This window comes from Pseudomonas sp. TNT3 (assembly GCF_010095445.2).
GTDB lineage: Bacteria > Pseudomonadota > Gammaproteobacteria > Pseudomonadales > Pseudomonadaceae > Aquipseudomonas.
The window spans coordinates 121,953-148,263 of sequence record NZ_WFGV02000008.1 but is presented as its reverse complement, the minus strand read 5'-3'; the positions used below and the strand labels follow the sequence as shown (position 1 = coordinate 148,263).

Genomic DNA, 26,311 nt, shown 5'->3' with positions numbered 1-26,311 from the left:
TGCTGCCTCCTGTGACCTCCATGAACTTGCTGCGTCGCGATTACCAGAAGTAATAGTACGTAAATAACTTTGTCCCATTCGGCCGGCACGGGCCATTTCCCTCTGATAGGCACTTGTCTCGGCTGAGACACTGACGATCAGAGAGCGTAGAGTCTGCCCTGCCATACTTATCTCCAGGCAATAAAAAACCCGCTCGAGGCGGGTCAGTTGGTCGTCTTGAAACTAACGAAAAAGGAACAACAGTAGCAGCACACCAATCACTCCAAAAATGAGATAACAGACGATCTTCGACCCATTTTCAGCCTCGCGCACGTCCTGGTCTTGCCGGCCTTGTAAAGCGATCTGAGCTTCTCGGCTCTCGTGACGCGCAATGATCAAAGCTTCCCTGGCCTTTTGTTCATCGACTCGCATTTCAGAATCAAGAAATTCATCAAAGGAACGTCTTTCTGACTCACTCATTATTTCGCGAAGTCGGTCAATTTCCTGATTGTTTCTCGCGATAGCTGCGTGTGGATTACCTAAGAGCCTCTCGTCCCGTTTAACTGCAGCTGCGTGTTCATCCAAAAGATCTCTGACCTTTTGACGATCGAACTCCGTGTATTTGAGCACTTGCTCACCTATCCGACGTAAAAACTCCAGACTCTACCATCGCTACCGCACCACTTTGAACCCAGAGTTTTCGCGCCCTTACTAATTAGTTTCCACGCTGGCCATCAAGAAGGCCTTGAGCAGCTCCGCCCCCTCCTCAGCCTGAGCGACCTCATCAACAATTTGTTCAGGCTCAATTTTCCACTTCGGAAGCAGGTCCACGGCAGATACCTTCGCGCCCTGCGCCTGAAAAATCGAAGCGGCGATAATCGAAGCCTGAATGTCGCCTCGCGTGTCGCTCAGTGGTGACTCCTGGTTGTAGGCCATCCAAAGGAACAGCTCCTCCGCGCTCATCCGATCGCGTAAGTCTTGGAGCGTCATGCCGAGCCGGAGGGCAAGAGTCAGCATGAATGCCAACTCCGGCTCCTCCGTCAGTCGTTTCCCGCTGCGTCCACCGGATCTTCCGCGCCAGCACCGGCCGCAACACCACTCAACTCGAAAACTTTTCCGACGAGTCGGTCATGGACAGGACTGAAGGCTTCAGCCACCGCAGGCACATCCCCATCGGCAAACACCCTTGCGTTGTTCTCGTCGAGCAACGCCCGAACCAGAACAAACGCATAGAGCGGGGAAGAATGGATTTCTACCCGTGATTCCGACAAAGCTGCATCACCCTCTTCCCCCGCTGGCTGGTCGACTGGCGGAGCAACCTCCCGCCGGGCCTCCGACACCGCAAGTGCGGCGCGGCGGCGGTACTCGACCCAATCACCAGCACTCAATGCCCTGACCACAACCTGAGCGCCATCCCACTCCTCGATGGTCAGGCGCTCATGCTTAAAATTGCGCATTGGGTCCAATGCCATGGCCCGCAGATCCGGAGCAACACTATTCTTCGTGCGAGCCATTACGGCGCTACCGGCAAGTCGAAGGACACGGCGCCGGTGATGCGCACGTTAAACGTTCCGTTTACCGTGCCGTTCGGTGCGGCATCCCAAGTGAACTGGGTGACCAGCCCCAGGAAGCTCGAGCTCGAGCCGTCCTTGAATGCCGACTTGAAGGCGCGAGGTTCGCCATCGGCGCGAGCGGTACGCAACACAGTCTGCGCTTCGTCGTCCGCCTTCCAGTTTCCGGACATGCTGAATGTTCCGTTGTCGGCCAGTCCAACGGTGAACTCTTTGGCCTCACTGGCCAGTACGGTGACGTCGATCTCATCAGACTGGCCGCCCTGAAACTGTGGCTGTTTGATCGTGACGGACAGATCCGCCCAGGTCAGATCGGGATCTTTCGGGTTGACGGTGGTGAGCCTGGAAACGCTGAGAGCGGTGCCCTGCGTTTTGACGAACTTGGCTTTCGTTGGGTTTTGAACGGCCATGTGGCCTCCTATGGTTGCAGGGTGTATTCCCAGCTCACGCTGTGAAGTTTGGTGTCGCTTTCAAATGCATCCGGAAGACGGTCAGCGCTACCGGTGGTGAAGTCTTCGCCGAGCGCGGTCATGGCGGAGAAAGCCTGACCGGCCAGCGTTATCGCTTGGAGGTAACTTTCGCCCCAGGCATCGAGCTGGATCGTCAGATCGCTGGAGCCGTCCCAGCCTGCAAGTGTGAACCCTGCGGCGCCGCTGACCGTTTGAATGATGAGCCGGGGCTGGGCGGCGTCCTCCGGGGCAACACCGAAGTACACTCGCCCGTCGACCAGAGGCGAAAGCCTGTCGATGAGGGATTTCTCGATCATTGGGGTTTACCCGGTGATTGCGTTGTCGATGCCTTCGGCGAGCTTGTCAGCGACCGCCTTTTCGATTTGAGGCAGGCTACCGTCCCAAGCTGGCCGAATGAACGGATGGGCTTGCATCTTGGAGGTGCCCAACTCCAGAAACTTCCAGTAGAAAGGGGCATCGTAATCGGCCTGTGTGACCTGGCCTTTCTTACCTGCAGGACTGCGCGATTTGACGGATTTGCCGGTGGGTTTTCTCACCCGGATACCGGCAGTAGCACCACCGGGTGTATCCGACTGCTTCAGGCGAACGGCAACGATGTTCTTCTTCAGTTTGCCGGTACGCACCGGCACCTTGCTCTGAGCTTCATCTCTGGCCACTCGTGCACCAGCAATCACGGCATCCCGCACTATTTTGTTCCCGACAGACTTGGCCAGCCTTTCAAAATCAGCCTGAAGCTCGCCGAACCCTTGCACAGTTAACGATCCGTTGCTCATTTGGGCTTCACCGTTTTGCACATGAGCTTGAGCATGTCTCGCTGGTTGGTGGCCAGCGGGGCAATGATTTCGTAAGAGATGCCGTCGTGCACCAGGTGCTGACCCGCTACCACGTCCTTGCGGTAGCGGATGTTTATTTCTGCAGTGACCGTGACCTGCATCTGTGACGCGGCCTCGTACATTCGGCCGGAAGGGATGTTGATCTCCGCCCAAATTTTTCCGAGATCGCTCCACACTTTGGAGGGCTGGCCTAGATCATCTTTGCCTTCGATGTAGCCGCGGCGCATGCACGGGTGACGCAGGGGACCTGCTCTCATTACACCCCCCAGCCAATGCGATATGGCGTTAGCAAAGTTCGCGACCCCATTGGGAGATCGGACGAAATCGTACCCACGACGACATCTTCTCTATTCGCGTATAGGTTGCCGGTGATCAGCAGGCATGCCGCTCGAATGGATGAATTTATGAGAATTGGTTTACTTCCGGCAGAGCCATCCGATACGGCCGCAGCAAGTGAAAGTTCATCCGCATAAAAGCGCCGGTTCAGAAACTGCGCAGCGCTGTCTTCAGCCGCTGCCAATAGGAGTTCGACATGCGCACGATCATCAACTTCGGCGCGCAGGTGCTGCATCACTTCATCAGTCGAAATAGCGTTCATATCAAGCCCTGGGGTCGGTATCAGTCGCCAACCCCTTTGCAATCAACAAAAGTGCTTCGTGTTTGGGTGAGGCATATCCCACGCCGCCTGCTTGTCGAATTTCTTTTCCGTCCAAGTAGCTGCGGACTGGATAGATCACAATCTGATTACCCGAATTAACGTCAGCATCAGCATCAAATGCCGGGGGGGTTATTGGTGGCGAATCAACTACTGGCGAAACACTCGTCGAAGCCAGAGAATCCGAATCGGTAGAAGTGACATTCTGATCTTGCGAGGTAATGGCATTGTCGCCATCGGCAACATGGGTTTTCTCCGACTTTACCTGGTTCACGCGAGACATTTTCGAACCTCCAAATGAGGAAGAGCCGCCTGATGGCGACTCCCGTCAAAGTGGTGAAATTAAGGTGCCGCGATCAGCGGGCCAGTTACGAATGCTTCAGGTCGATACACCGCGAACGCCAGGCGTTCCTCGGCGCGGATGGTGACCATGTTGTTCTCGAAGTCTTTGTCGTTCTCTGTCGAGACAAGTACTTCGATGCCCATGCGATCAAAGATTTGCGCAGCCAGGCTGAATGCACCTGTAAGGAATTGGTTTTGGACAATCGCCTGTGTTTCAACCACTGGCAGATTCCACAGTCGCGGCGAAGTGCCTTCTTGGGGCTTGCCGATGATGTAACGGTTTTCGCCGTCTTTAAGCAGCTCGATTGCGGCCCAGTCAATCGGGTTGAGCACGATGCCTGTGGATGGAAATTCAGCCAGTGTTGCCTGGAGCAACGCCAGTCGAATGCGATCGATGCGTTGCTCTGCTTCGACGATGATGCCGGCCGGCGATACATATGCTTGAGCCTGCGGGATGATGCCGTGCAGGTTGTTCCCGGTACCATTACCGTAAAGAAGCTGCGCTTCCTCAGCGAGCAGCAAACCGTATCGAGCCCGGGCATCGATGTAGCTTTGCAAAGCGGCAGCATCATCGAGGATCTGGCGACTGCCTTTAAACAGGTGCGCGATCGTGCGAACGTTGGCGTTTTCCAATCCGAAGGTCAGTTCGCTGTAAGGCTTGGCCAACCCCTCACCGACAATCGCGGCGTTGTTGGTAAAACCGGTCTCGCGCACGTACTCCACCGCGTTAGAGCCAGTGGTACCCGGGGCAACCAAATCGCGAATAGTCAATCGGCGTTGGGGAGTGAGAATGACACCGAGGCGTTCAGCTGGCACCAGTGCGCCACCCGACGCAGGGGCCGAGGTCAGCGCAGCCCGAGGGACCTCGACGCGGCGAGAACCACGGAACGAGCTGCTAACTCCCTCCTCCTGCATTTTGGCTGACACCAGCTGACCAGCCGATTGCTGAATCTCAGGATCATGTTGCTTGCCTGCGTTGACCAGCTTCTGTTCGGCCTCCTGCACACGGGCCTGCAGCTCGCCTTGTTTGAGCAGAAGTTCGTCCACCTTACCGCGGGTTTCTGCCTGCATTTCACCGGAAGCTTTGATTTCCTTCTCGGTGCGCTCGGCATACGTTTTGATCTGATCGCCAACGGCTTTCAGATCATCCTGAGTTTTCTTCTGGGAAGCTTCAATTTGGGAAAGATCGACTGGCATGATTTTGTTTCCTTCAGAAATGAAAAAACCGCCACTTGGGCGGTTACTAATTGGTTTGCTGATTCAGTCGTTTAGCGAATAGGAATGAGGTTCCGTAATGCAGACGCCTGGGTTGCGGTTTCTTCAAACGCGGATACATCAAGGGCAGCGCAAGGCATACCCGGCACGACAGCGCGAAGCGTGTCGCCGCCGGCAGCGCTAGGCGTACCGGTCTTGATTTCGGAAAGTAGTTTGCGTCTTTCGGTGCGGGGCATTCCGGACTTGGCGAGGGCCGCATCCAGACGACGGGCAGAATGCGCTTGGCTCTGCTCCTGGTCGGCGGCTTCCTTCACCTCATCGGCGGAAATAAGCCCGGTGGCGAAACCTTTGTCCATGGCAGTGGCGCCGCCCATATAGGTTTCCGCATCCAGCATCGTCTCGACGGTCTTCTCATCCTGACCGCTTGTGTCTGCATAAAGACCAATCATCGCGCGGTCGAACTCTTCCATGGTGTCGGCCAGCTCACGGATGGCGTGTCGATTCCCGGCAAAATAGGTCCAGCAGTTGTGAATCATCAGGAAGGCAGTTTTTGCTACCTCACGCTTTTCGCCGGCCATTGCAATGACGGACGCAGCTGAGGCGGCCAGGCCCAATACCTTAGTGGTGACCTCTTGAGAATGTTCACGCAAACGGTTGTAGATCGCGATGCCTTCAAACATGTCCCCGCCGGGCGAGTTGATGTACACGGTGACGGGCTTGTCGCCGATGGCACGTAGTGCCGCGTCCACCCGCTTCACCGTCACGCCCTCGCCCCACCAGTCCTCACCGATGATCCCGTACATGGTGATGGTGTCCGTTCCGGTTTCCATGGCCGCACGGATATCCGGATTCCACATCTCGAGCGCACGAGGGCTCAGCTCGCAGCGGAAGCCGCTGGCTTTGATATTCAGCGCCATTGCTTACTCCTGGTTCTGGCCGAGCCAGTTTTTCAACGCGGCCTGCGCAGCCTGCCCGTCGGTTGTCTGTCCCAATTGATCAATCGGGGTGAGGTTGGTTTGTACGGTGAGTACGGCAGCGTTGCCGCCCTTACGAGGAAGGTTCTCTTTAACGCGGCAATCGTCCCGGGTGTAGATACCGTTCTGCACCATGGTGCTGTACAGCGAAGCCCGGGCCGCACTGTCCGCTTTGAGAAACGCTTCCAGAGAGTACTCCGCGTAAAAAGTGCGGCGCTCAACTGCAGTCAAAAGACGTTTGTTCACACACTGCTGTATCTGATTGGTGATCGAGCTGATGCTGAAGGTGAGGAAAGCGATCATTTGCTGTTCGAGGCCAGTCCCCCAATTGCTACCGGCATCGGTCTTGCCGACCATCCAAGGAGGAACCCCGAACCAACGACAGACCTCCTCAATGCTATAACCCCTGGACTCCAACAATTGAGCGTCAACAGGGTTTATCCCGATCGACTCTGGGGTAATGCCCTGCTCCAGCACAGGCGAGCGACCAGCGTTCAGCGCACCCGACACTTGTTTCACGTAGTCCCGGAATTCTTCCCGCTGCTCGGGCTTGAGTACACGGTCGACTTTGAAAGCCACCGCAGGCAGAAGCCCGTTTTTGAAGGTGCCGTTAGCAGCGTCATCCGCTGACATCGCAGCGCCGAATACATCCGCGCCATAGCGGATGGCTGACAGCCCTACTCGACCATCCAGGCTGAAGGCCGGGATGTGCAGCATATCTTCGCGCTCGATTTTACGTCTGGCGCCTTTTCTCGGTCGAAACCAATACGCAACACGGCCATCGGCATCAAGCTCGAGGTCGACCCTTGATGGCAAAAGGAAATCCAATGCAACGATCCGTCCTCCAATCCGCATGATCTCGGCGAAAGCGTTGCCCCGCAGTAACATGGCAGAGACCATCGCCTGCCAGAACTGAAAGGCGGTCATGTCTTCGTTGGGACTGGTGTGGATGACGTCGTAGATCGGGAAATCGCGGGCATCGCTCCTGCCGCCATCCAACTCTCGGCGGTAAACGCCGAGGGGCAATCCTGCCACCGAGGTAGAGATGATCCGTACACAGGACCAGACCGCCGATAGTTTCATGGCGTTATCGACGTTCACCGTTTTTCCGGAACTGGACTGCCCACCCAAGAACTGCCCCCAGAATCCACCGTCGCTCAGTTTTATCGATTTTCCAAACCACTCTCCCATGGAAGCGCTGGGCTTTCGAGCTGCACGATCAATGACGGCCGATAAGGATTTATTCACCTGTCAGCCCCTTGCGCACAAAGCCCGCGATGAGAAATAAGGCGCCGGCGCCGGCCAGCAAAGACCAACCAAGGCCCGCCAGGATGAAGACGCCTGCGACTCCCAGGGCGAGACCGCACAAGGCGGTAAGGATGAAGACGTGTAATGGGTTCATACGATGATCGGATTCCGAATGGCGGCCATGAAGTCATCATTGCCCCGGCCCTCAGGGTTAAGAGAAATCAAGGTCACTGCGTTGAATAAGGCCATCAAGGGATCGATCTTGGCTGAGCCGCTGGCTTGCTTTGTAATCAGGATGGAGTTCGCGCGCGGCTCGACCTTGGCGTTGCTGACGCACCAGGCCATCATGGGTTGCCCGCCGTGCTTCATACCGCCTTCTGCCAACTTGCGTTCAGCAGTCTTGATCGCCCCACCCAATTTCCAGCCTTGGCTGATGGCAACGATTTTTTCTGGTGGGATTTCGCGCTCAATCATCGCGTCATAAATTGCGCCGATACCGACCGGGTCGACACCTACTTTGTCCAGCAAGCCCGACGCCTCAACCTGTTCAACTAAGTCAGCGACCTCAAGGACGTCATCGCCAATTCGCTTCGACAAGGTCAGATCGCCGTCTTTCTCGAAATCATGGAAGCGCGGAGCTTCTGCCTTTCTTCGCTCAAGCACGGAGGGATGTGCCCAGGCATGGGTCCACACCAACCAATTGCGGGTCCGCTTGTCGCGGCCTACGGCGGCAAACCCCAGCAAATCGTCCAGACCACCGCCGTCGATTCCAACGTCGATAACATCGCATCGGGTAATCAGATCATCGAGGGTGAGCCGCTTTTCTGCTGCAGCAATCCAGTAATCGGCGCCGGCCCAACGATCCGAGCGCAACGCGAGTCCGATCTCGACATTGAGGTGTTTTGACATAAAGCCGAGCACCTCAGCCTCACCGGCCTCCTCCGCTTTTTTCATCTCTCGAATCAGGAATTTCTCGCTGACTGAGTACCCCATGTTCGGGTTGGTGATGTAGAAATTCTCGGGCTTGCGGTGATCATCGGCGTTGAGGATTTTTTGGGGGAACTCGTAGATCACCGGCAAGAAATTCGGATCGATGATCGTGCCGTCGCGAACACCCCGGGCGTACTGCAGCTTTTCGCGAAACACACCCGCAGGGGGCTGGTCAGATTGCGTCGTGAGGTAGATGACGAAACCTTCTGGACGAGACGCAAGACCACCGGTTGCTTCGCGCAGCATGTTGGCCGCATGCGGGTTCTTGCCAAACAGGTGAAGCTCGTCGACCAGGACAACTGCAGCTTTTTTCCCCCCTACGGTGTTCTGATCAGCGGCGACTACTTTTAACGTCGCGCCGGACTCGCGGTGCGTGATCGTGCGGACGTGGTCTTGTACATGCAGCAGCGCCGAAAGCTCTTCATCGTGTTTGACCATGTCGCGCGCTGGTGCATAGGCGTTGTTCGCGACCTCGATCGTCGGAGCCAAAATGATGAACTCAGCGGACTGGCGCCAATTGCGGATCAGTACGGTGAGCATGATCGCCGCGGCAATGGTGCTCTTTGCGTTCTTCTTGCTGATGAGGAGAAAGAACTCCTGGATCAGTCGCTCACCGGTGTTGGAGTTGTACGCCCCGAAAATAGCGCCGGCCAAATCACTGATCCAAGGTGCGCAGGATTCCCCAATCAATGGGCTACCAGGTGCGTCGACAATTCGTAGGTCGTTCAGGACTTGCATGCACGCCGCTGCTTCATCCGGAAACAAAGGCGGGAAAGGCACCAACGACTGCCGATTTATGATTCGCGATTCCCAGTCTGGGCACGCAGTGTCCCAGGTGGGTTCGTTCACTTATTTCACCGATCTCAAATGTGTAGGGGGTGGAGGCGCGGCGCCGAATTTGCCTTTGCCGGCTTTCTTCGCGGCGTCTTCCTTTTCTTCCTTCTTTCCACCCTCGCCTTTACGCGGATGAATGAACGGCATCAGTGCTTTGGCAGCATCGACCCTAAGTTTTGCGTCAGCGTCGTAGTCATTCATCGTCGCGATCAAAAATGCTTTGGGGTCGGTGAATGTCATCGCCTTGGAAAAGTCGAAAGCCGTTGCGTCACCACTTTCTCCAGGGTCTTGAGGTGGGAGACTCGGGCTCGCGGTTCGGGCCGTCCCGTTAACATTTTTGTTAATGGACGAAGATGCCAGTGCGGCGATTACATTCGGGTGTTTCGCCAACCGTGAACCGGCTACCGAAGCACTGGACGCCGCGTATCCTGCGGCGATGGCTGCCTCTTTATTGGACGCACCTCCCCTCACAGCGTCGACAAAAGCACGCTGCTTGGTTGTTAACGCCATTAACAAAAAACCTGTATGGGGGAAAAAATCTGTCCGTGCGGGTGGGGGCGGTGTCCTATGCAAAACCTTCCACGGTTTCGACCCGCCCCGGGGTACTGGCGTGCCACAGGCGCCAGTCGATACCAATTCTCATTTGACCGACGAGATCGCTGAACATCACGCTCGCCCCGCGCCTTCGGCTGACTCGGCGGCGGTCTTGTCCTTGTGGCAGGGGACGCAAAGAGCCTGGAGGTTGTCCTCATCATCCGAACCACCTCGGGCACGGTTGACGATGTGATCCGCCTCAAGCTGCAGCGTGATGACGCCACAGGCTTGGCATGTGTACTCATCGCGCAAGAGGATTGCGGCGCGTTTACGGCGCCAAGGTCGACCGCCACGACCCGAGCCCCAACCATCAGCTCCCTCCGCTGCGACTGGCGCAGCGAATGGCCTACCTTCAGGTTGTTGCATACGGGCCGGAAGGGTTCTCAGTCGAGACATACGCAACTCCGATCACGGTTGGTGGGCTTACTTGCTCTGACTCCGCTTGATCTGCGCGTCGACTTGGTCGGCACAGGTATCCAGCAGCTTGATCGCCTTGTCCTTCAACTCCCACACGTCGCCATTGAGACGCAGGTCGGCATCGTCCTGATCCACTCGCTCGCAAGGGATTAGCTCAGGGGCCTCGATCCTTACCGCTTGGGTCTTTGTTACCACTGGCGGCTTTGCTGCGCAGGCCGTCAGGCAAAGGCTGAGCAGCCCAATCACGAACAGGCTTGCTGTTGCGTTTGAGTTGTTCAAAATCCTTCCTCGCCTTGTCGGCCTTCTGTTCGCTGGCCTTGATGCGCAGCGCTAGGTCAGCGCTGTAGGCAGCATTGCGCTGAGCTTCAGCCAGTAATGTAGTGATAGTGGCTTGGCTCTCGGTGTTGGCCTTAAGGGCTTCGTCCTTGGCTTGCGTCTCGACACGCTTCTCTTCGCGTAAATCCTCAACCCGGAGCTGCTGAATACCGACGAGCAATAAGCCAACAAGAGCGATGATGATTGCTGCTGCGATCGCCTTCATGCTGAGTCCGCCTTCCGACCGAGAAACTTGATTATCAGGTCCCTGATGGCGGTCACGCCGATGAACCCGATCGCGCCTCCTGCGGCAACCGACAAGCTCGGCGGCCAAGCCATCCATTCGATAACGCTGCTGGCTGACAGGCTTAACGCACCGCAGATCAGCGCTTCGAAGATGATCCGCCACTTGTTGGGCTCTTTGGCTTCGTACAGCACACGGAGCAGTGTGATCGTAAAAGCCATGATGGCGCCCTGCCAGAGCGGGGTGCTGAGGATCAGCCAGACCTGCGCCCAGAAGTCGGGATTTTTCTCAGGCATCTTGGACATCCGGCAGTCCTCCCTTTAGGGGAGCGTGAATAAAAAAGCCCGCTCAGTGGCGGGCATATGGCTACGTGCTATCGTCTCGCTTCCACACTAAACGGACGCACGGAGCTCATGGAAAACGAAAAAACAGCGAGTGTTCAGGTCACATTTACTACGGGTCATCGGAACCTGCCATATGCGACGGACCTTGAGACAGGTCATCATCCAATGATCTGGCTGTCGAAAGAGCCAAACCGGATTGATGAAATACCGGAGCTTGAAGGCGAGCCGGAACTGAAAGAACTAATTCGAGCCATTAACGGCCCTAGCCAAGACTTCGAAACCTTCCGCTGCGCACACACAACAAACAAAACAGAAAGCGGCATCACTAGATCCATGTATGTAGCGGTTATTTTTAGGAATCGTCAGTGGGCGGAAACACCTGATCCGTATCTGGTGCTGTCCCGCAGTATCGTGATAGCTCTCGCTCACAGTGAGGAGTTTCCAGATAACGCCCTTCCGTTTGAAGTGCGGCTGCGTAGGCACTGGCTGAAGGAAGAAAGTGTATGGGCGTATACGGCTGACATTCATCTTTACATTCAGGCTCCGGATGAAGCACAAATGCGTGAGGAGCTGGCCCGCCAAACCGCTTTCCTGCAAAAAATCCTGACCCGCTCATAAATATATCCTTATCGCCCGGTTTTGATGAGCCAATCCTGGCCGGGCTTAATGCTGCCTCTAGCAGAACCTGCCCTTTGAACAAATCCACATGCGCCAGGCTTATCAGCTTAGGGTCGGTGAAAGAGTGACCCTGCAGCAGCTGATCCAACTCGGAGCAATGGGTGCGGTGCAGCCGAAAACAAAAAAGCCCCAGAAAACGCTGAGGCCCTAAACAGCCCTCAGAAAAATACAACATATGTGTTGTATTAATACATAAATGTTGTAGAATGGACTTATCCAAACAACGAGGCGAGGTGATGAAGTTCAGCGAGTTCAGACGATGGTTGAAGGCCCAAGGGGTGACCTTCGAAGCAGGCAAAGGAAGCCACTTCAAAGTCACCGCCCCAAACGGCAACAAGACCACCTTCGCGGATCACGGCAGCAAGGAAATGCCAGAACCGACCCGCAAGGCGATCATTAAACAACTGGGGCTCTGAGAGCCCCCTTCACAACATCTGAAAGCTGAACGATCACCTCCAAGGAGTGACCATGTACGACTACGCAATCCGCTTTGAGGAAGACGATTCTCAAGGCTTGGCCGTGTTCTGCCGAGATCTGCCGGAGCTGAACAGTTTCGGTGAAGACAAGTCTCACGCGATCAGCGAAGCCCTGGACGCAATTGAAACCACCCTCTCCATCTATGTTGATCAGCGCCGCGCGATTCCGGCGGCGTCTGAGCCGCAGGACGGAGAGCACGTCGTTCACTTACCAGCAGTAGTCGTGGCCAAGATCGCGCTATGGAACGAGATGATGAGCAGAGGCATGCGCAAGGCTGATTTGTGTCGATCTCTGGGCGTTAGCCAAACTCAAGGCGATCGCCTGGTCGACTTCCTGCATACCTCGAAGATGGAACAACTCGAGAGCGCATTGGCTGTGCTCGGTAAACGCCTTTCGGTGTCTGTCGAAGCAGCATGAACAGGAGGGGTCTTTCCGATCTTTCACCAGCGAATTGAATCAGCTCCAACGGCACTCCCAGCTCGGAGCAATGGGTGTGGAGGAGCCGAAAACGAAAAAGCCCCGCACGATGGCGGGGCTCAATATTGAGTACATGGAGTCAGCTGAGACGATCTAGCAAATCATGGCCAGACCAAGTCAACTGAATCGAGTTGTGCTCAGGCAGCAAATAGCCGTCGTTGACCAAAAGCTTAAAGTTGTAGAAGTAATCGTCAGGATTAACACCAAGCTGTTGAGTCGCGAAGCTTTCTAAAAAAATTCGGTCAACACCCTCTGTGCATGCCTGGCCCTGGACAGCCAGGAGAATTTGCCGTGCTGCCTCAAAATTGCGTTTCATGTGCCTTCCCTAGATTGATCAGTGTAGGAGCTGGAGCATATCCCTACGGAAGGTCACACAAAAGCATTCGGCCGGCCACAAAAAAAAAACCCAGCGCGCGGCTGGGCTTTGTACGTCGTCTCTCATAACGCGCAAGATCGACATGATGGAGATAATTTCGCTTATCCGCTCACTGATGTCAACAATCATTCATGCTGCTTGTTCGATTAGCAAACCTTCCTGCTCGAGGATGTCCGCAGCATGTGCCAGAGCCTCGTTAACCAGATCGTCAGCCGCTTGGTGAATCGATTGCCGCCAGCGTCTACGGGTGGATTCCGGAGTGCCCTCGCTCTCCCATGTGTTCATGTCGTAGAAGCTGTCCTTCAGTACGATCATGTCGGCAGATCTGGAGTTGTCTTTCTTTGCCTTGGCGTGACCTGCTGCAACAGCCGCTTTCACCATGGCCTCGCGGCGCCATGCAGGAGCATCAAGCGGGATCTCGACAGATACCGAACTGACAACTTTTGGACGGGCACCCTTCAGTTGTGGGATTGCCCAGGCAGTGATCGCCTTATAAAGGAACAACTTCGGCGCCGGGGTATTGATGTTGGCTTGCAGCGCTGCCAATGACTGCACCTTTCGGCCTTTGTGCGTGCTGAACTTGGCGACCAGTGCATCCCAATGCTTCGCCTCAAGCCTATGATGCAGTCGAGCTGACACCCAGCAATCAACCTGAGTGCGATCGATGCTGCTGGCACCGCGAGATCGAACCAATGTTGCCAGATCGCCACCCTCTTCCTCGTCGGCGGAGTTGTACAGCTTCTGCCATGCCTGCTTGCTGGTGTTGTCGATGGCTTCAGCTGCAAGGGCCGAAACAACTGCATTCAAAATGCCTGGATAGATCATGACTCAATCCCCTGTGTAGTTCGATCCGCCGGCACCGCGGCGGTTGTTCAGTTCGTATGCAGCCTCAGGCCCAGATGCAGGCTTGAAGCAGTGAATCTTTGCGATCCGCTCTTCGGCGGCCTGGAGGCGGATGCTCAACTGCGTCACCAACACCTCCAGCGGCAAGGCCTCGCCGGTCTCAGCAGCGACCCAGCCCGACGCGTTGCACTGGATGCAGGCAAGGTCGTGAAAAACGCCCTTCACAACAGCCTTGCCACGACAGATCGGGCACTTGGCAAGAACCAGTTGGGCAGCTCGGAATTCGGGACCGTGACTCTTCTTCATCGCCGTCACTCGATCCATTCGCCGCTCCCCCAAGTCAATGGGTTCAACCACTTCCAAGCTGGCACCCAGACAACCACTGTGTCCCGCCAGCCCTGTCTCGATCCGCATCGGCCACAGAGCTTTTCGGATTCGAACGAGTTGTAAAAACCAGCGTCATGGCAGTCGACATCGCCGATCGAATTGCAGGCTTTGCAGGCAATAGCGTGATGAAATGCCATTTTTAAACCTCGCCTATGGTTGATTCTTGAATGGCCTCGCAGGCCTTGTGGCCCGTGGCTTCCAGCGCATTACCAGAATCTCCCGATCTAAAGCCGGTCAATGTCTGAATGCGGTCAAGGCCCTTTGAATCTAGATGCGCGTGCCACTTCTCAAGGGCATCACGCTTGCGGCTCATCACGTCCGACTGGATGTACACCTTCACGTTGTGACCCATGGCATGGTTGATCAGCAGCTCACCGATCAAGTGGTCGATGCCGATATCTGCCCAGCCGGTACGGGCTACCTTGCGCAGGTCGTGACTGGTCCACTCGCCCTGCCCCAGCCGCACGAATACGGCACTGGCCTGGCCCTCACTGAGTGCATTGCCACTGCGAGACGGGAACAGGAATTGCCCGTCATACCCGCCAGCCCGCTGAATGTCGCGATAGCTGATCAGCAACTGACGCACTTGCTCGGTCAACGGCAGGTGGTGCTCGACGCCAGTCTTGGTGTGCTCGGCTGGAATGAACCACTCCCGCTCTGCCAGGCTGATATGGGCCCAGCGGGCTTGCCGGGTTTCGCCGATGCGAGTGCCATGGCAGAGCATCATCAGTGCCAGCAGGCCGTCTGCCGGGTCACTGTCGATTGCGTCAAGCAGGCGGGCAATCAGATCCTGCAGCTGGGTACCGCGCAGCCGTGACGGCTTGATCCCGACCTTAGCCTTGGAGAAGTCGCTGAACTTGACGTCCTTCATCGGGTTGGTCGCGATCAGCCGAAGCTTGAACGCCTGACGGAATGCCAGGGCCAGCAGCTGGAAGGCTGATCGCACGTAGTCAATACCGATGGCTTCTTGTGCGGGCCACATGAATTGATCGTCCAGGGTGGCCTTGTCAATTGAGGCCAGTGGCACGGCCCCCAGAAGCGGCTTGAGGTGGCACTTGATCAGCGAAGCGCCGGTCTTCTTGCGCTTGGTCGACAGGCTACGATCGCGGGCCATCCGGTCGGCATACCAGTCCAGCAACTCGCCAGTGGTGACCCACTTCGAAAGATTGGAACCGGTACCGGCATCGAGGCGCAGACGAATGCCTGGCAAGGCCGCGACGACCTGCTTTGCACTCAGGTCAGGGAAACTGCCAACAAGGTTCCATTTGCCCTTGCGCACCAGGTACCACGACGCCCGGGCGCGATCGCGGGTGAATCGCAGATACAGGCCACGGTTTTCGATGTCGCGCAGGTCGCGTACGGCGCCGGCGGCCTGCCGCTTGATTTCGGCATCGGTGATCTTCACGGCGGCGCTTGTCATGCTGGTACCGCCTTGGATTTTTGCCCTGTAGGAGCGAAGTCACCGCGCAGGGGCATTAGCTGTGAAGGCATGAAGAAGCCGTAACCCCTGGCCTCTTGTTTGCGCCCAACAACCCATCCGTCATGCGGCGCAGTCCAGAGCTCGCCGTGAGGCTGCTCGGCCTTCTGATCCTTGAGCAGGAAAATGATGAGCTCCACCTGCGCCATTGAGGGAAACCCGTACTTCGAAGTGAGAGTCAGCGCCAGATCGCCCGGCTTAAATTTATCGCTCATGCGGCCACCACTGTAGGAGCGAGTCGAAGGTAAGCGCGAATCTGCTCCATCGCATCGAAGTGCCCACGGCACACCACAGCCAGATATCCCTGCTCGTTCAGTCGACGAATACAGGCCGCCTGGCTCGCCGATACCGCTGCGGGATCAACCGTGGCCTTGAATTCGATGTACAACCCGAAGAACCCGCCGCGAGCCATCGGCAGCACCAGGTCAGGAATACCGGCCTTCACACCCTGCTGCTTCAACTTCATCGCCACCAGCTTGTGACGGTGACCACCGTTCGGCACGTGGTAGATCAGTTCAAAAACCTGCGGATAGCGCAGCTCGATCTCGGACAGTAGTGCGGCCTGCTCCTGGCCCTCACGGTCCACAGATTTGGCGCGCGGGGCCTTCGATTTGAAAAGCTTCATGGTGACCGCCTTCATTCGTGATTACCTCGTGCGATGCGGGCCCGGCGCTCAAGACGGCGGATTCCCCATAGAACGCCGCCGGCGGCAACCAACATGAAACCGATGAACAGGTGAATCAGGATGCCGTTCAGGAAGGCGCTCATACCTTTTCCCCGGTGATTAGATCAATGACTTCGAAAGTGTCCGGCCACATCAGGACGCCGAATCTCTTTGCCACGGCGCTATGTTCGAAAAGGGCCACAGCGCGATCGGGTTTATCAGTGAGGTCCCACTTGTAACCGCAGCTGTGCACGGCGAAGCGGTACTCGGCAGGATTGGTTGGCGCAATACGGGAATCAGCCATATGGACGGGCCTCGAGCGCGGTTTTGCGTTTCCCGAAACGCCCCATTAGCTGCTGCCGAGCCTCCTGACCATTTGCAGGAATCGACTGACGAGCCAGCGTCGCTAGGAAACGCGCATCGCCATATTCCTGCGCAAGCTGCGACTCAGGTTTCTGTGAGTCGTGACCGATGCCGACGGCGATATCCTCCAAGGGCTGACCGGTCATCAACATGCGGATTGTGATGTCGTATGCCCTGTCGAAAACCTTGCTGGCTTTCTCCGAGATCAGGTCAGTGAGGTTATGCATCTCGCACTGGAGTGCTGCGTGACGCACGGCGGGATGCGACCACTCCCGCGAGGTGATTCGTGCCGGATGCAGGTTCAGCAAGGCCTCACGAAAAGCTTTGTCGTGCGAAGGAATACCGAGCATTTCCGGTGTTGGCTGGCACAGCGAGACGAACTTGCCCACGCTCGGCATGAAATCCGTTCCCAGAGCCCGGCATCGCTCAATGCCGAAACGGATCTGCTCGATCTGATTGATACCTGCGACGATGAACGCCTTGGTCCAGCTACGCTTTGCCGCTCGCAACGCGTCATCGTTCGGCCAAGCCTGTTTCCAAGCCGGAAAGATGGCCTGCAGCTCTTTGAACAGTGCGTTGACGACATCGACAGTGCCGGGCGGTAGGGTCTTCGGGATGGACGGAAGCGCAGGCGGTTGATATGAACCCATCGCGTTTCGGATATCGGTTTTTGCGCCCGCAGCGTCCAGCAATTTCGCAGCGCTCATCGGTGCCTTCGGCTGGCTCATAGGGCACCGCCCATATCATCACCCCAACCACGATCATCGAAGTCCGGTCCCGCTGCCGGGCGCTGGGGAAACTGCTTCACATTCGAGGCTGCGGCCCTGGCTTTGTCGTTGTTCACCCACTTGACCAACATACCCACCCATTCCGCCTGAGTGTTGACCTGGTGCTGGGGTTCGTAGTGAGCAGTGAATGCGACGCGAACGCCCTCGGTGAACAGATCGAGCGATAGCCCGCGGTGCAAGGCATAAGTTTTCAGCAGCGTGGCATCCGGAACCCAATCGAGGGTCATTTCGCTGGGCATGCGAGGATCAACGGGCTGCTGCGCAGAGGGAGGTTCTTTATTCTTCTCTACATCTTCTTTAGGTAACGCGCCGCTAACGTTCGCAGCGTTACTCTTACCGATACTTGCCTTGTGATTTGCAACGCGCTTTGCCGTTAGAAGCCTGTTTTTAGCGGTCTTGCCATTGTGACGGTCGAAATGCGGAAGACTGATCACACCGTCGAGTTCGACCATCCACGAGACCGACTTCATGTGCTCGCAGAAACCGATAACGCCGACCAGACGATCCAGTAACTTTTTACTAACGCTCGGAGCGTTACCGTTTTCGGTTTGCTGGTCGAACCAGCCCCACACACGCATGAGCTTTCCGACGACAGCGTCAGGGTCGATGTCCGCCAGGTCCGCGATCTGACATACCTCGGGCTTATCCAGGGTGGTAAGTTCGAATTTGATCCAGTCACCGGCCATTAAGTCGCCTCCTGCAGAAGCTCGGCCAGTCGGGTGAGCCCTTTGGGGGTCACGAGGGGTTGAAACGCAGCACGGTCCGCACCGGTTTGCTCGTCCGGCGTCAGTGCCGTGACCTTGTGCACCAGGTAGCCGCGGTTGATCTGCGGTTGATAGGCGGTCCAACGCTTCGAGCCACCACGCTGAAATATCCACCGGCGCGCACTCATGAGTTTGAACAGCTTGGATGGCGGCACCTGTAGCTGTTTGGCTGCATCACTGATACAGATCGCACCGCCAGCCGAGGCCAGTCGCTTGATGGCAGCCACCTTCGGCTCTTGGTCCAGGATTACCAAGCGAAGCGACTGGTTTTCCTTCGCCTGATCAGCAGCTGCTTGTAGCGCCTCTGCATAGGTTGCGGGAATCTGGAATAGGTCCCCCCTCACCTCAAGCTCCTGCCACCGGTCGATGATTCGGGCGCGCAGCTCGACGCTGTAGCCCGAGACCACCACCAGGGTGTCACGTTGTGAAAGCAGAAATTCGCGATAGACCTGACCGTTCTGCGGGTGGATGTAGGGGGTGTCGTTTGAAGAAACGACACCCTTAGAAACCAACGCCCGGACGGTTTTCAGAACGTTGTCGTGCGTGCTGCCAGTCAGTTCGGCAATTTCGCGGGATGACATAGAGTGTCGCGACACGTTTTCAGGTTGACCGAAAAATGTCGCGACATTGCGGGTATTGCCTGGAGCAGTGTTGATGTTCATAATGGCCCCACAGTGTTTTACAAGTTGTTGAAAGAGCCGGGTTGCAGCCCGGCTTTTTTGTGCCTGCGATTCAGGCTGCCTTCACCGAGCTTTCCAGCTCCGCCAGGCTTTCGCGGACGTGCGTGATCTCCGTGAGGATCTCGAATTTCTCAGAGCTCGATACGTGGCTGTCGTCCAGTGCTTCATGGATAGCGATAGTCAGATCCGCGACTTCTTTGCCCACGTGAATGAGCGAGGTCGTCAAAGCCTTCGGTGCCGGTGCCACTTTCGCGATCAACTCAAAACCGAATTGGTCAGCGAGAGCAATCAGTGGTCGCATGTCCTTGGTGTGGAGCAGAACGCCGAACAGATGCTCGATGGTCAGATGGTGCCCGGCGTTATCCGGGTTCGAGCGCTGAAGCAGGCTTACATGCGCCATGCACATTTTCCCCGCTAGCTCCTCTGCCCCGCTTTCCTTGATGGTGGTGTGGCATGCCCTCAAGAAATCTTCCATTCGTAAAACCTCAAATTTGTTTCCGTGGTGCCCCAGGGGTGCTTGGGCGATTATTTGTTCAGCGGTTCAGGCCGCAGAGTTGCCGAGCACCTGTGCCGGATCGTCATCCCGCCGAGCGACCAATGCACCGCGCGACTCTTTTTCCAAAACGCATTGCATCGGGTAGGAAAACCCGCCCGCGGTCCGGCACTGCGATACCCGGCTACCAGTCACGCGAAGCGCGTCACCGATAGCGCGGCCAGTGCCAAAATGTTTCAGGGCTTCGTCGTAGGTCATGGGGCTCGTCTCCATCGTCTACGCTGAGTTTAGAGTTCTTAACAATACAAGGCAAGTTATCTAAACAGCGAAATGTTTAGAATCCTAAATATGGAATTCAAAGATCGCGTCACTGCGCGCATGAGGGAGCTGAACCTCAGCGCTACAGACATCAGCAAACTGACAGGCGTATCGAAGGCGACAGTCAGCTTTTGGGTGTCCGGTACCAATGGAGCAAAAGGGAAAAACCTTCTTGCACTGGCGAAAGCGTTGGAGTGCTCGCCTGATTGGCTTTCAGAAGGAACGGGCTCACCAGGAGATGCAGCATCTTTGGACGGCCCGAAGGCTGGCTCTACGAGCGCTGAATTGGTGGCTCACATGCTCGCGACAAAGGCTGGCAAGAACCTTTCAGACAAGGCTCGGGAAATGGTACTTGCGGCAGCGGCCGAGGCCGACAGCCCTATTGCTAACGGCCAGCAACATTTACCAGGAAATTACGCCGCGCTCCGGCCGACCAATGATGAGATTCTCATTCCGCAATACGACATTCGCGCGGCCATGGGCCACGGCCAAGTTCCGCCGGAGTACAACGAGGCCGTCCGCAACCTGGTAGTGCGCGAGGAAATATTGCGGGAGAAAGGCGTCACCTACACCGCTGCAAGCGCGCTCGCCATGATCACGGGCTGGGGCCAGTCGATGGAAGGCACAATAAATGACAAAGATTTAGTGATTGTTGATCGTGGAGTGAAGGACTTCGTTGGCGAGGGCATTTATGTGATGACCTGGCACCAAGAGCTGTACATCAAACGTGTTATGCGGCTCGACGAAGAAAATTACCGCCTGATCTCGGACAACAAGCACTACGAAAATCAAACAGCCAGAATTGACGACGTAACAATTCACGCCAAAGTCCTGTTTATTTGGAATGGTCGCAAAGCGTAAAGCCTTACTGGCTGCGTGAAAGCCCGGACATCGCGCCGGGCTTTTTTATGCCCGTCAGAATGGTGCCAGCTCCTCAACGGCCATGAACTCATCGTGCACTTCAACCTGATGGTCGTTCTCTGACGACGCTTCCCATTTCAACGTTACCGATTCGTCGTCGTTAAAGGTCATTTCTATGCCGTCTGTTTCGGACAGCAGACCCATCACCTCTTCCCACTCCCTGTCCCCATCTGTGTCGAGTCGATGAATCGTCACGCAGCGCACGTCCTGCGCGAACGGGTGATTAATCATTGATGAAACGCGCAGGCCTAACCGCTCAATGCCACTCATCTCTTGCCGTACCACCGGTTTTGCCTGTTTCTTTGCCATGTCCCGCCCTCCTTTAGATGCTGTATATCCATACAGGTTTGACTCAGCATAACGTGTAGTTTCCTAAACCGTAAGTCTTGACGGGGAGTTCACAGCGCGTTATCGGACCGCTTTTTTTGTTAAGTTATCTAAAATATCTGTTGACGATCTTGGTTTAGTTTTCTAAATTACATCCATCGCAGCGAGCTACATGCACTGCGCAGCACCACCGCTCTTTCACAGCCTGAAGACGAACCCTGATTGCGATCAGGGAACAACAACGCAACACGGCGCGCTTCCGTGTCCGGTAACTCGGCACGCAAGGTTCGCCGCGAAGGACAGCATCACTTCTGCACCTTGGCGACAGGGTGCAGCGGGATGCAACCCAACCCAGAGGATTCACAATGTTCGGCAAACTGTTTGGCAAGAAATCAGGCGAAGCCCGTCAGGCCCTGGCCGTGATGACCAACCGCGACCTGATGCAGGCTTCGGTCTACGGCGTGTTCTACGTCGCTTCCGCTGATGGTGACATCGAGAAGGAAGAGCTCGAGAAGATCGAGAAGCTGATCAACAACTCGGCAGCGTTGAAAGGCTTCGGCGCCGAGCTGAGCAACACCATCGACCGGGCCAAGGCTGACTTCAACGATGGCGGCCCCCGCATCATCCGGCAGAACGCCGAGAAGGAACTGAAGGACCTGGCCCACAGCGTTGACGACGCAGCCACCGTCCTGAACTTCATGCTCACCGTGGCCGAGGCAGACGGCGAGATCGAGCCAGCCGAAATGGCGGTGCTGGAGAAGGCTGCCAAGATCATGAACCTCAACCTCAAAGACTACCTGTAGTCATGTTCAACAAAGCACGCTCGCTGGCCGCGTATGGGCTCGCTGGCGGTGTTGTCTTTGTCGACTCGGCAAGCCGCATCCTCTCAATGGTCGGCGACCTGGTATTGGTCGCGCTGCTGCTGATAGTGCTGATGGCCGTGAAAGCGAAAGACAAACCGTAGGCATCACTTCTGCCCATTCACTGAGTGGGCAGCGGGATGCACCGGAAAAACTTTGCACCTAACTGGAAATTTCTTTCCGGCCCTACGTCAGCCTGACGATAACTGCCCGAGCTCCTGGTACTCCCCAGCACCAGGCCGCATCGGAGTGGACGTTGTGACAATGCCAGCGCCGTGATTGCAAAGCGGAGTGCTTCAGCGTCCACCCCGATGCGGACGAATCCCCGGCTTATACCGGCCACCTGCGTCAGCTGAGATAAAGCTCAACGTGGTGAGGATTACGCACCGTAACGCTCACCTAAATCAGTATTAACGCGGAGGATTTGCAGCCATGTGAACTTCAGATACCTACCCGGCCCTCATGGCTCAGTAGGCTTTTCACGTAAGAGGGAAAAGGCCCGGTTTCGATCGGGCTTTTTTACGCCTGCCTTTATCCGTCAGCACTCTCCCCTGCGCCCAACGGCAACCAGCAGGAAGGCCGAGTGCTGACGAATACACGCAACCCACACCGAGGATCAAACATGCATCCATCATTTCAAGAGCGCATCGACGAACTCGGTGTGCTGCTTCGCAAAACCCACGCGGCGCGCATCGCGTTCTTTGATCGGCTTGACCGGGTAATGCCGCCGAAGAAGGTGCGCTTCCAAGTATCCGGTGAAAGCGGCGGGATGTTTCGGGTGATCGACCTGAGCAGCGGTAAGACTCGCGCCTTCCGTGAAACCTTTAAGGCAGCGTATGACCTCGCCCTGCAGTTCGAAGACAAAGCCAACCGGACTGTAGGAGCGCAGTCATGATCGGCGTTCCAATGCCTCACCCGCGAGACTCATTCATCGATGACCTGAACCATAAGCTGGACCAGTTCTTCGGCGCCGGCCGCTCGGTTCAGGAAGTCGCCTCAGGCGTCAGCGGCGAAAAGCTTGGCGGCTTCGGCACCACTCACAGCAATAAGCTTCGTGCCGAGCGGGACAAGGTCGCACCCAGGCTGAAGGAATTGGCTGAGGCTGGAACGCCGGTCGCCAAAGCAGCCAGAGACTGCGGCATGGAAGCGAAGCGAGCCCGGCTAATCGCCCGTGAGAACGGCTTCAAGTTCACTTCATGAAGCGCCTCAGCAACCAGGTGCGCCAGCGCAGACGACAGACATGGCTGGATATACCGGCCCACGCAATTGAAGAGGCAGGCAATGGCCAAGAGCAACGCGGAGATTCAGAAGGCCAAGCGCGCCAAGGAGAAGGAACTGCTCGACCGGATCGGCGCCGAGAAGCGCACGCTGATTGTTTCGAAAGCGTTAGATGACGCGCTCAATATTCTGGGCGAGCGTCATGAATTCGAAGAATGGCAAGAGACGGTTTCGACGTTGCTGATCAACCTGGCCAAGGCAACGTGTTACGAATCGACCAAGTTCGCGAGCATGTCGCGACCTGAAATAGGCATAACCGATAAGCAGTCGCGACAGCTTGAGCGGTTCGCTATGACGGGGGTCGAGACATAATTACGTCGCTTATGGGAATTTATAAATTATCGGATTGATGATTTTAAGCTCATTCACCATCTTCATTCTAAGCTGCTCAATAGAATCGAAACTACTGAGTGACACATCAACAGAAAGTCGAATGAGCTTCCCAACCTCTTGTTCAGTTTGTTGAATACCATCATCCAAGTCTTTTAGCTCATTGCCTTTTGTATTGCCTGTTTCCCGTCGAATATTAAACACTCGTTCGGCTTCAATATTGTATCTATCAATCATCCGTTCATACATCAATATCTGCTGATCAAGTAGCTGCAACTGGCTCGCTTTATATTCTGCAAGTCTGGCCTTTGCCCCATCAGCCACAAAATGCGCGCTTTGATCAAGCTGAAGATCAATTGTGCGGAGCAGCGCCAAGAGGGTCACTATCGAAATAGCTGGCCCAAGCAGACCACCAACGAACGATCCGAAATCAGACCAATTGTCTGACTTAGGCGATAACCCGTTGTTGAAAACACTGAAATAGAAACCCGCTGCGATTAGTGCAAACGCAGCCAAACCAAAAAGCCCAAAATTTACCGGCTTACCCCAGCGTCGCAACAAACTTTGATCCGCATCCATTGCAATCCCCTAATTTCGTTGTCATGCATTCCCACATTTCGAGTAGCGGGCGCACGCCCGAAGGATAACTCATGTCCGCGCAACAGAAGAAACACCCCTTCGATTTCAAAACTCAATACGGACTTGGCTTCAGTTCTCAGGACGATGAGATCGTTGTCGATTTCTTCTGCGGCGGTGGCGGCGCCGGTACCGGTCTGGAAATGGGACTGGGCCGCGCGGTGAATGTCGCGAAGAACCACAGCCCCCAGGCAATCAGTATGCACACCGTCAACCACCCAGGCGCCGTGCATTACACCACTGACGTGTTCGACGGTGATCCGGACACCGAATGCGGGGGCAAGGCCGTTGGTTGGTTCCATATGTCGCCGGATTGCACGCATCACAGCCAGGCCGCCGGCGGCCAGCCTCGCAAGCGTGAAATTCGAAACCTGTCGTGGATCGGCCTGAAGTGGGCCGGCAAGAAGAAGCCCCGCGTCATCAGCCTTGAGAACGTGAAGCAGATCCTCCAGTGGGGGCCGCTGATCGCCAAGCGCTGCAAGGTGACTGGCCGAGTCATGAAGCTTGGCGGCGCCATCGCCGAGCCAGGCGAAGTCGTCCCGGTTCACCAGCAGTTCCTGGTGCCAGACCCGAAACGCCGCGGGCAGACCTGGGCAACCTTTGTCGCCGAGCTGCAGCATCTGGGCTACGTCGTAGATTGGCGCGTGATCAAAGCCTGCGACTTCGGCGCGCCGACCAGCCGCGAGCGCCTGTTCATGATCGCCCGGTGCGACGGCGAGCCGATAGTCTGGCCAGCACCAACCCATGCCAAGCACCCAGGGAAGGGCCAGCAGAAGTGGCGCACCGCCGCCGAGTGCATCGACTGGACCATCCCAAGCAAAAGTATCTTCGCCCGGCCAAAGCCTCTGGCGCCGGCCACGCTGCGGCGGATCGCCAAGGGCATGAAGAAGTTCGTCATCGATGCCGCGGACCCGTTCATCGTACCGATCGCGAACTGGTCCGGCGAAAGCGTGCAGTCAGCACACGACCCGCTGCGCACCGTCACCTCTTGGCCGCGCGGCGGATCGTTCGCCATGGCCAGCCCCATCATCGCGCCAGCCACACACCAGGGCAGCGACCGCATCAACGATCCGCACGCCCCGCTGCCGACGGTGACTTGCGCCAACCGTGGCGAACTGACTTTGATCAGCCCAACCCTAATTCAAACCGGATATGGCGAACGTGCCGGGCAAGAGCCGCGAGTGCCTGGGCTCGATCAACCGTTGGGCACGGTGGTCGCTGGTGGCGTAAAGCACGCACTTGCCGCTGCGCACCTGGTGAAGTTCCGGTTTGCTGATGAAGGCAAGGCGCTCGATGAGCCGCTGCCAACCATCACCAGCGGTGGCAACTACCAGCGCCCGGCCGGTGCTGCCCACGCAATGGGTATCTCGACGGTGTTCATGGCTCAGATGAATGGGGGTTTCAATACCACCGACGCCAAGAGCATTGAAGACCCGATGACCACGGTGACAAACACCGGCAGCCAGCAGCAGCTGGTGACGGCGAACCTGGTGCACCTTCGCGGCAATTGCGATGCGCGGGACGTAGCAGATCCGCTGCACACCATCAGCGCCGGTGGCACTCACCACGGGCTGGTCACTGCCTTCATGGAGCGTCAGTTCGGCGCCAGCGTCGGCCAGCCGGTTGATGAGCCAGCACCAACCATTACTGCTGGTGGCGGCGGCAAGAGCTCGCTTGTTGAGTTCCAGCTTTCGCCAGAGGTTGAAGCAGGCGCGCTGCGTGTGGCTGCGTTCCTAATCAGCTATTACGGCACCGAGAACGTGAGCGCCGCCGGCGAACCAGCACCGACTATCACCACCAAGGATCGACTGGGCCTGGTCACCGTCACGATTAAAGGCACGCCCTACGTGATCGTCGACATCTGCCTGCGGATGCTGCAACCGGTCGAGCTGTACAAGGCCCAAGGCTTCCCAGCCGACTACATCATCAGCCACGGCGCCGACGGCAAACCGTTCACCAAGACTCAACAGGTCCACATGTGCGGGAACAGTGTCAGCCCGCCGCCAATGGCTGCACTGGCACGGGCCAATGATCCATGGAGAGTTGCTGAGCGGCACGCGGTAGCGGCATGACTCAGGCAAGCCACAACTGCCAAGGCATCGCGTTGAGCCATTCGATCAAGTGGTAAATCTGCTTTAACACCTGGTCG

Annotated in this window: 44 protein-coding genes; 10 read left to right on the top strand and 34 right to left on the bottom strand. The window is 56.6% G+C overall.

All coding sequences use genetic code 11. The annotated features are described in order from the left end of the window. Positions 1-222: 222 nt before the first annotated feature. From GBC55_RS07990 to GBC55_RS07900, 19 genes are all read right to left on the bottom strand, one after another. Positions 223-609, bottom strand: coding sequence for a hypothetical protein (locus GBC55_RS07990; protein WP_162437660.1), 387 nt, complete (start codon positions 607-609; stop codon positions 223-225). Between the two features lie 81 nt (positions 610-690). Beyond that, positions 691-996, bottom strand: a complete 306-nt coding sequence (locus GBC55_RS07985) for a DUF4035 domain-containing protein (protein WP_162437661.1) — start codon at positions 994-996, stop codon at positions 691-693. A 23-nt stretch (positions 997-1,019) separates the two neighbouring features. After that, the gene (locus tag GBC55_RS07980; protein ID WP_281508183.1) at positions 1,020-1,451 is read right to left on the bottom strand and encodes a phage tail assembly chaperone; all 432 of its coding nucleotides are present in this window, start codon (positions 1,449-1,451) and stop codon (positions 1,020-1,022) included. A gap of 41 nt (positions 1,452-1,492) precedes the next feature. Then, complete coding sequence (locus GBC55_RS07975; RefSeq protein ID WP_162437663.1) at positions 1,493-1,960, bottom strand: phage tail tube protein; 468 nt, start codon at positions 1,958-1,960, stop codon at positions 1,493-1,495. A gap of 8 nt (positions 1,961-1,968) precedes the next feature. Continuing rightward, positions 1,969-2,316, bottom strand: coding sequence for a DUF3168 domain-containing protein (locus tag GBC55_RS07970; protein WP_162437664.1), 348 nt, complete (start codon positions 2,314-2,316; stop codon positions 1,969-1,971). 6 nt (positions 2,317-2,322) lie between these two features. Continuing rightward, positions 2,323-2,793, bottom strand: a complete 471-nt coding sequence (locus GBC55_RS07965; protein ID WP_162437665.1) for an HK97-gp10 family putative phage morphogenesis protein — start codon at positions 2,791-2,793, stop codon at positions 2,323-2,325. Further along, positions 2,790-3,080, bottom strand: coding sequence for a phage head closure protein (locus GBC55_RS07960; protein WP_162437666.1), 291 nt, complete (start codon positions 3,078-3,080; stop codon positions 2,790-2,792). Before GBC55_RS07960 ends, GBC55_RS07965 begins: the two co-directional genes overlap by 4 nt. Positions 3,081-3,109: 29 nt before the next feature. Then, on the bottom strand, positions 3,110-3,451 hold the full coding sequence (locus GBC55_RS07955) for a head-tail connector protein (protein ID WP_162437667.1): 342 nt from the start codon (positions 3,449-3,451) through the stop codon (positions 3,110-3,112). 1 nt (position 3,452) lies between these two features. Next, positions 3,453-3,791 carry a hypothetical protein gene (locus tag GBC55_RS07950; protein ID WP_162437668.1) on the bottom strand — a complete coding sequence of 113 codons (339 nt, stop codon included), beginning with the start codon at positions 3,789-3,791 and terminating at the stop codon, positions 3,453-3,455. A 59-nt stretch (positions 3,792-3,850) separates the two neighbouring features. Beyond that, positions 3,851-5,047, bottom strand: coding sequence for a phage major capsid protein (locus tag GBC55_RS07945; protein ID WP_162437669.1), 1,197 nt, complete (start codon positions 5,045-5,047; stop codon positions 3,851-3,853). Between the two features lie 71 nt (positions 5,048-5,118). Next, positions 5,119-5,982, bottom strand: coding sequence for a head maturation protease, ClpP-related (locus tag GBC55_RS07940; RefSeq protein WP_162437670.1), 864 nt, complete (start codon positions 5,980-5,982; stop codon positions 5,119-5,121). A 3-nt stretch (positions 5,983-5,985) separates the two neighbouring features. After that, the gene (locus tag GBC55_RS07935) at positions 5,986-7,287 is read right to left on the bottom strand and encodes a phage portal protein (RefSeq protein WP_162437671.1); all 1,302 of its coding nucleotides are present in this window, start codon (positions 7,285-7,287) and stop codon (positions 5,986-5,988) included. Beyond that, a complete protein-coding gene (locus tag GBC55_RS07930) occupies positions 7,280-7,441 on the bottom strand; it encodes a hypothetical protein (protein ID WP_178114298.1) in 162 nt (53 codons plus the stop codon). The genes GBC55_RS07935 and GBC55_RS07930 overlap by 8 nt, the downstream gene beginning before the upstream one ends. Then, positions 7,438-9,015: a terminase large subunit gene (locus GBC55_RS07925; protein WP_247266877.1), complete on the bottom strand. Its 1,578-nt coding sequence runs from the start codon at positions 9,013-9,015 to the stop codon at positions 7,438-7,440. Before GBC55_RS07925 ends, GBC55_RS07930 begins: the two co-directional genes overlap by 4 nt. A 111-nt stretch (positions 9,016-9,126) precedes the next feature. Then, positions 9,127-9,621, bottom strand: coding sequence for a terminase small subunit (locus tag GBC55_RS07920; RefSeq protein WP_162437673.1), 495 nt, complete (start codon positions 9,619-9,621; stop codon positions 9,127-9,129). Between the two features lie 156 nt (positions 9,622-9,777). Then, positions 9,778-10,071, bottom strand: coding sequence for an HNH endonuclease (locus tag GBC55_RS07915; protein WP_240890103.1), 294 nt, complete (start codon positions 10,069-10,071; stop codon positions 9,778-9,780). Positions 10,072-10,128: 57 nt separating this feature from the next. Continuing rightward, positions 10,129-10,317, bottom strand: a complete 189-nt coding sequence (locus GBC55_RS07910) for a hypothetical protein (protein ID WP_162437675.1) — start codon at positions 10,315-10,317, stop codon at positions 10,129-10,131. Further along, positions 10,277-10,663 carry a hypothetical protein gene (locus GBC55_RS07905; RefSeq protein ID WP_162437676.1) on the bottom strand — a complete coding sequence of 129 codons (387 nt, stop codon included), beginning with the start codon at positions 10,661-10,663 and terminating at the stop codon, positions 10,277-10,279. Before GBC55_RS07905 ends, GBC55_RS07910 begins: the two co-directional genes overlap by 41 nt. Beyond that, positions 10,660-10,986, bottom strand: coding sequence for a phage holin, lambda family (locus GBC55_RS07900; protein WP_162437677.1), 327 nt, complete (start codon positions 10,984-10,986; stop codon positions 10,660-10,662). Before GBC55_RS07900 ends, GBC55_RS07905 begins: the two co-directional genes overlap by 4 nt. Before the next feature lie 108 nt (positions 10,987-11,094). Between GBC55_RS07900 and GBC55_RS07895 the strand changes: the two genes are divergently transcribed. From GBC55_RS07895 to GBC55_RS07885, 3 genes are all read left to right on the top strand, one after another. Next, on the top strand, positions 11,095-11,643 hold the full coding sequence (locus GBC55_RS07895) for a hypothetical protein (protein WP_162437678.1): 549 nt from the start codon (positions 11,095-11,097) through the stop codon (positions 11,641-11,643). Between the two features lie 296 nt (positions 11,644-11,939). Beyond that, on the top strand, positions 11,940-12,119 hold the full coding sequence (locus GBC55_RS07890) for a type II toxin-antitoxin system HicA family toxin (protein WP_072458260.1): 180 nt from the start codon (positions 11,940-11,942) through the stop codon (positions 12,117-12,119). A 52-nt stretch (positions 12,120-12,171) separates the two neighbouring features. Then, on the top strand, positions 12,172-12,597 hold the full coding sequence (locus GBC55_RS07885) for a type II toxin-antitoxin system HicB family antitoxin (protein WP_162437679.1): 426 nt from the start codon (positions 12,172-12,174) through the stop codon (positions 12,595-12,597). A 139-nt stretch (positions 12,598-12,736) separates the two neighbouring features. Here GBC55_RS07885 and GBC55_RS07880 read toward each other — a convergent pair whose 3' ends face one another. From GBC55_RS07880 to GBC55_RS07825, 13 genes are all read right to left on the bottom strand, one after another. Then, the gene (locus GBC55_RS07880; RefSeq protein WP_162437680.1) at positions 12,737-12,973 is read right to left on the bottom strand and encodes a hypothetical protein; all 237 of its coding nucleotides are present in this window, start codon (positions 12,971-12,973) and stop codon (positions 12,737-12,739) included. Positions 12,974-13,162: 189 nt separating this feature from the next. Then, entirely contained in the window at positions 13,163-13,858 is a 696-nt protein-coding gene (locus tag GBC55_RS07875; protein WP_162437681.1) for a hypothetical protein, read from the bottom strand. A gap of 3 nt (positions 13,859-13,861) precedes the next feature. Beyond that, positions 13,862-14,182, bottom strand: a complete 321-nt coding sequence (locus tag GBC55_RS07870) for a hypothetical protein (protein ID WP_162437756.1) — start codon at positions 14,180-14,182, stop codon at positions 13,862-13,864. 220 nt (positions 14,183-14,402) lie between these two features. Continuing rightward, positions 14,403-15,683, bottom strand: a complete 1,281-nt coding sequence (locus tag GBC55_RS07865; protein WP_162437682.1) for a site-specific integrase — start codon at positions 15,681-15,683, stop codon at positions 14,403-14,405. Next, positions 15,680-15,955, bottom strand: a complete 276-nt coding sequence (locus GBC55_RS07860; RefSeq protein WP_162437683.1) for a hypothetical protein — start codon at positions 15,953-15,955, stop codon at positions 15,680-15,682. Before GBC55_RS07860 ends, GBC55_RS07865 begins: the two co-directional genes overlap by 4 nt. Beyond that, positions 15,952-16,380 carry a VRR-NUC domain-containing protein gene (locus GBC55_RS07855; protein WP_162437684.1) on the bottom strand — a complete coding sequence of 143 codons (429 nt, stop codon included), beginning with the start codon at positions 16,378-16,380 and terminating at the stop codon, positions 15,952-15,954. The genes GBC55_RS07860 and GBC55_RS07855 overlap by 4 nt, the downstream gene beginning before the upstream one ends. After that, a complete protein-coding gene (locus GBC55_RS29800; RefSeq protein WP_281508182.1) occupies positions 16,377-16,508 on the bottom strand; it encodes a hypothetical protein in 132 nt (43 codons plus the stop codon). The genes GBC55_RS07855 and GBC55_RS29800 overlap by 4 nt, the downstream gene beginning before the upstream one ends. After that, on the bottom strand, positions 16,505-16,708 hold the full coding sequence (locus tag GBC55_RS07850) for a hypothetical protein (RefSeq protein WP_162437685.1): 204 nt from the start codon (positions 16,706-16,708) through the stop codon (positions 16,505-16,507). Before GBC55_RS07850 ends, GBC55_RS29800 begins: the two co-directional genes overlap by 4 nt. Then, complete coding sequence (locus GBC55_RS07845) at positions 16,701-17,495, bottom strand: replication protein P (RefSeq protein ID WP_162437686.1); 795 nt, start codon at positions 17,493-17,495, stop codon at positions 16,701-16,703. Before GBC55_RS07845 ends, GBC55_RS07850 begins: the two co-directional genes overlap by 8 nt. Further along, positions 17,492-18,241, bottom strand: coding sequence for a DnaT-like ssDNA-binding domain-containing protein (locus GBC55_RS07840; RefSeq protein WP_162437687.1), 750 nt, complete (start codon positions 18,239-18,241; stop codon positions 17,492-17,494). The genes GBC55_RS07845 and GBC55_RS07840 overlap by 4 nt, the downstream gene beginning before the upstream one ends. Then, positions 18,241-18,981, bottom strand: coding sequence for a phage regulatory protein/antirepressor Ant (locus GBC55_RS07835; RefSeq protein WP_162437688.1), 741 nt, complete (start codon positions 18,979-18,981; stop codon positions 18,241-18,243). Before GBC55_RS07835 ends, GBC55_RS07840 begins: the two co-directional genes overlap by 1 nt. 70 nt (positions 18,982-19,051) lie before the next feature. Further along, positions 19,052-19,474: a phage regulatory CII family protein gene (locus tag GBC55_RS07830; protein ID WP_162437689.1), complete on the bottom strand. Its 423-nt coding sequence runs from the start codon at positions 19,472-19,474 to the stop codon at positions 19,052-19,054. A gap of 66 nt (positions 19,475-19,540) precedes the next feature. Further along, positions 19,541-19,750, bottom strand: a complete 210-nt coding sequence (locus GBC55_RS07825; protein WP_162437690.1) for a hypothetical protein — start codon at positions 19,748-19,750, stop codon at positions 19,541-19,543. A gap of 90 nt (positions 19,751-19,840) precedes the next feature. Here GBC55_RS07825 and GBC55_RS07820 point away from each other — a divergent pair, with 90 nt between their 5' ends. Then, on the top strand, positions 19,841-20,671 hold the full coding sequence (locus GBC55_RS07820) for a S24 family peptidase (protein WP_162437691.1): 831 nt from the start codon (positions 19,841-19,843) through the stop codon (positions 20,669-20,671). Positions 20,672-20,725: 54 nt separating this feature from the next. On the opposite strand, the gene GBC55_RS07815 is transcribed toward GBC55_RS07820, so the two are convergent. Beyond that, positions 20,726-21,040, bottom strand: coding sequence for a DUF1654 domain-containing protein (locus GBC55_RS07815; RefSeq protein ID WP_162437692.1), 315 nt, complete (start codon positions 21,038-21,040; stop codon positions 20,726-20,728). 383 nt (positions 21,041-21,423) lie between these two features. On the opposite strand from GBC55_RS07815, the gene GBC55_RS07810 reads away from it, so the two are divergent. The 5 genes from GBC55_RS07810 to GBC55_RS07790 all read left to right on the top strand — a co-directional run bounded on the left by GBC55_RS07810 (position 21,424) and on the right by GBC55_RS07790 (position 23,508). Next, positions 21,424-21,861 carry a TerB family tellurite resistance protein gene (locus GBC55_RS07810; protein ID WP_045060631.1) on the top strand — a complete coding sequence of 146 codons (438 nt, stop codon included), beginning with the start codon at positions 21,424-21,426 and terminating at the stop codon, positions 21,859-21,861. 2 nt (positions 21,862-21,863) lie between these two features. Beyond that, positions 21,864-22,022 carry a hypothetical protein gene (locus tag GBC55_RS07805; RefSeq protein WP_178114299.1) on the top strand — a complete coding sequence of 53 codons (159 nt, stop codon included), beginning with the start codon at positions 21,864-21,866 and terminating at the stop codon, positions 22,020-22,022. Between the two features lie 518 nt (positions 22,023-22,540). After that, positions 22,541-22,813, top strand: coding sequence for a hypothetical protein (locus GBC55_RS07800; protein ID WP_162437693.1), 273 nt, complete (start codon positions 22,541-22,543; stop codon positions 22,811-22,813). Beyond that, entirely contained in the window at positions 22,810-23,118 is a 309-nt protein-coding gene (locus GBC55_RS07795; protein ID WP_162437694.1) for a hypothetical protein, read from the top strand. The genes GBC55_RS07800 and GBC55_RS07795 overlap by 4 nt, the downstream gene beginning before the upstream one ends. Before the next feature lie 81 nt (positions 23,119-23,199). Continuing rightward, positions 23,200-23,508 (top strand): hypothetical protein, encoded by a 309-nt coding sequence (locus tag GBC55_RS07790; RefSeq protein ID WP_162437695.1) that lies wholly within the window; start codon positions 23,200-23,202, stop codon positions 23,506-23,508. Between the two features lie 9 nt (positions 23,509-23,517). On the opposite strand, the gene GBC55_RS07785 is transcribed toward GBC55_RS07790, so the two are convergent. Then, positions 23,518-24,105 carry a hypothetical protein gene (locus GBC55_RS07785; protein ID WP_162437696.1) on the bottom strand — a complete coding sequence of 196 codons (588 nt, stop codon included), beginning with the start codon at positions 24,103-24,105 and terminating at the stop codon, positions 23,518-23,520. A gap of 71 nt (positions 24,106-24,176) precedes the next feature. On the opposite strand from GBC55_RS07785, the gene GBC55_RS07780 reads away from it, so the two are divergent. Further along, on the top strand, positions 24,177-26,234 hold the full coding sequence (locus GBC55_RS07780) for a DNA cytosine methyltransferase (protein ID WP_162437697.1): 2,058 nt from the start codon (positions 24,177-24,179) through the stop codon (positions 26,232-26,234). The last annotated feature ends 77 nt before the right edge of the window (positions 26,235-26,311 follow it).